The organism is Desulfogranum marinum (genome assembly GCF_016918565.1).
In the GTDB taxonomy this organism is placed as follows: Bacteria; Desulfobacterota; Desulfobulbia; order Desulfobulbales; family Desulfobulbaceae; genus Desulfogranum; species Desulfogranum marinum.
Window position 1 is genome coordinate 1 of record NZ_JAFFQD010000105.1, and the last position, 3,039, is coordinate 3,039.

The 3,039-nt window shown below is 40.6% G+C and carries 2 protein-coding genes and 1 pseudogene; 1 reads left to right on the forward strand and 2 read right to left on the reverse strand.

Annotated elements, in window-relative coordinates:
* Positions 1-626: 626 nt before the first annotated feature.
* Positions 627-1,172 (forward strand): DUF1294 domain-containing protein, encoded by a 546-nt coding sequence (locus JWH17_RS22955; RefSeq protein WP_205225036.1) that lies wholly within the window; start codon positions 627-629, stop codon positions 1,170-1,172.
* Positions 1,173-1,416: 244 nt separating this feature from the next.
* Here the strand turns inward: JWH17_RS22955 and JWH17_RS23960 are convergent, their stop codons facing one another.
* A complete protein-coding gene (locus tag JWH17_RS23960; protein ID WP_205225037.1) occupies positions 1,417-1,785 on the reverse strand; it encodes a carboxymuconolactone decarboxylase family protein in 369 nt (122 codons plus the stop codon).
* A gap of 816 nt (positions 1,786-2,601) precedes the next feature.
* Positions 2,602-2,913: pseudogene (locus JWH17_RS22965) on the reverse strand (transposase); the annotation flags it as partial.
* Between the last annotated feature and the right edge of the window lie 126 nt (positions 2,914-3,039).

Sequence of the window (3,039 nt, forward strand, 5' to 3'; positions counted from 1 at the left end):
TCAGGGCGATTGAGTTGTTCGCTGCAACCCCAAAAACACGAAAATTTAAATGTTGAATTGACCCTGATTTCCATATTTATCGCATAATTAAAGACGCTGGGGAATAAACCATTTATTCGAGATTCCCATAATAAGAACAAGTCACTCAGAATTTCAGCTCCCTGTCTGTTTGGTTTGCTTGTCGGAGCCGGATTGGGTCGGAAAATCTAATGGGGACAGACCATGATAAGGCCTGAAGATTTGGTGGCAAGCGTGGTGGCGGTTCTAGTTCAGTTGTTTGTACTCTTAACGTAATTGCTGCAAAGGGTACCTAGCGAAACTTGCGCTATAGCGGACTTGAAACTCAGCGATCCTGCCTTGGAAGCAGGGCTACACATATTCTCTGATGGATAGATGAGATTAAAAGGAAAGGTTGTAAAGTGGCAAAACGATAAGGGGTTCGGGTTCATTGAACCAATCAATGGGGTGCCGATTTTTTCTTTCACGAGAATTTCTTCCTCAACCAAGCCAGAAGGCCAGTTGTTGGAGACGAAGTCTCTTTTGAAATAGCTACAAACTCGGAAGGGAAACAAAGGGCGGAGAGGATTTTGTTTCGAGGAGAACGGGACCCTAGGAAATTGGGCAAGATGTTTGATGTTTTTTACTCGAGCTTGTCCTGCGTATTTTTGATTTGTATTGGCGTTCTAGTTTTTTTAAAAAAAATGGACCCGATTATATTGATTCTGTATTTCTTGTTAAGCCTCATCACATTTTTACTTTATCGGCAAGATAAGATTAAAGCAAAAAATGATGAGTGGAGGACGCCAGAAAATACACTCCATTTTTTTAGTTTAATTGGAGGGTGGCCAGGTGCTCTCATTGCACAAAGACGGCTCCGTCACAAATCAAGAAAGCAATCCTTTCTGGTGGTGTTTTATATCACTGTTGTTCTCAATATTTCTGCCATTTCGTTTTACTGTTATTCTGGATCGATTTTTATTAACTACGATTTGGTCCTTCATAAATTCAATCGGCTTTCCCATGAAATCTCAAAAAAATACCATAACAAGCCTAACCAAAAACAAAAAGGACCTGTTTATAGTTGGACAAATAAAGAAGGAAAGACAGTTTATTCAAATGTAGGTTTTCCGTCAGGTGAAACATACCGTGACGGGAAAATTGAGTGGAAATGATGAAAATTGGAAAAACATTCGAAGTCGGACCACCAACTGTAGAATATTTGCAGAAAAACAGCCTAAATTTTCTGAGTTAGCGTGGAACTAAAGAAGCAATATTGACACTAATACTCCTTATGGGATACAGGAAGTATGTAAAACAGAGCTACTAGCAGGATATTCAGACCTTCGATGTGGCAATGAAAACGTGGGCTTCAGCGGGAGCGGCCGCTTTTTGGCCGCGATCCGCTGAAAGCCAAGGTTATAACCTTTTTTTATTTCTTTCTTTGAAGTACTCCAAGGCCTTTAGGACAAAGCGCGCATATGCCCCAGCTTGACCTCCACCCATTTCAATTGCAACGTCTATCGACTCATAAATTTCCTCGTCGGTAGCGCCTGATTGTATGGCTTGATCAAGATGCCATTCCATACAAGGTTCGCATTTCGTAACGATGGAAATAGAAAGAGCCATCAGCTCCTTAATTTTCTTCTTTAAAGCGCCATCACTGAAAGCCTGCTCTTCTAATTCGAGAAAAGGCTTATATGTTTTCACATTATTTAGAAATTTTAAATGTAACTTTTTGCGATCTTTTATGCTCTGCTCGATTTTTTCAATATTTAAATCAGACACAATTGATCTCCATCACTTTGAGTTATAACAAGTTATTATCTGGTTTCCTTATAACTCCGAAAAACAGAAATTGTTGACTAGGTAAATTCAATGAGTTCTCCTGTTTTCTGCTTTATATCACGACAATCTTACTGGATGTCAAGTTAACAGGATACCACACTTACATCATGTATTTATACAGAAGAGTAGCATGTTAGGCAACAAGCAAGATGGCAGGGCATTATACGTGTATTATCGAGATGAGATTTGCACTGGCTGGATTAAACTGTATGCAACATGGCAGAGTTATGATGGAGTAACCGGGGACAGACCACGATAAAGACTATTACATTTTAATTGAGAACCTATGTTTTTGAATGAATTAGGATTGAATGCTTATGATATAGCACTCATAATTGGTTGTCCAATTGGAGCGGTTATAGGAAGCTTTGCGCAAGCCATTACATTGACGATATCTGTAGAGTCACCTCCAGTTAAGGAGGGAGAATACACAGTAGCATCAAAGCATCTGCAAGATTTACGATCAGGATGGTTAGGTCTGAGATGTATCCTCGGGGCAATAATGGGGTTAATTTTTGGTCTCTATTTTATTGGCTCAATTCAAGAAACACCCTCAACGCTAGCGAGTGTCTGTCCATAAATGACATTTTTTTCAAAGGCGGCCGCAGCCAGTCGCACCAACGAACACAATCGATTCATGGGACAAGCAAACTCTTGCTGTCCTTTTTAGCTTGTCATATGCAAATTCATTCAAAAACCGAAATCAAGGCGCACCTATCCAGTTTGTTTAGAGAAATCCCGCCAAACAACTGGCTGTTAAGCCAGTTGTTGACGCGCTATGGTAAGCAGGTTGGCAGAGACTATCGACGCCCACACATAACTCTTAAATCCCTCATATCCTTTCCAGGTGCAACGAGTCAGGCCAAGGCTTCGCTTTAACCAGGAGATACCGGATTCTATCCCTGCTCTAAAATTTCGTAATCCTTTATAAACATATCTGCTTCGGCACATGTCTTCTTCCTTGAGCCCGCGCCCCTTGGAAAAACAGACGTCTTTAACGCCCTTACCCTTTGCTTCCTTAAGGTTCGTTTGAGATGTAAAACCGCCGTCAAAACACGCCTGCAAAGGGGTGCATCCGACGTTTATGGAATGCGTAAGCTGAGCACACTGAGGAACGATTTAGTTAGTAATTTTAGACAGTTAAGTTAACTTTTCAGTTCAAAAGTAAACGTTTTCATGGTATAATACTCTGCA

Bases quoted from the DNA above. Each gene is read 5' to 3' on its own strand.
- JWH17_RS22955 (WP_205225036.1), top strand. From the start codon at position 627: ATGTTTGATGTTTTTTACTCGAGCTTGTCCTGCGTATTTTTGATTTGT.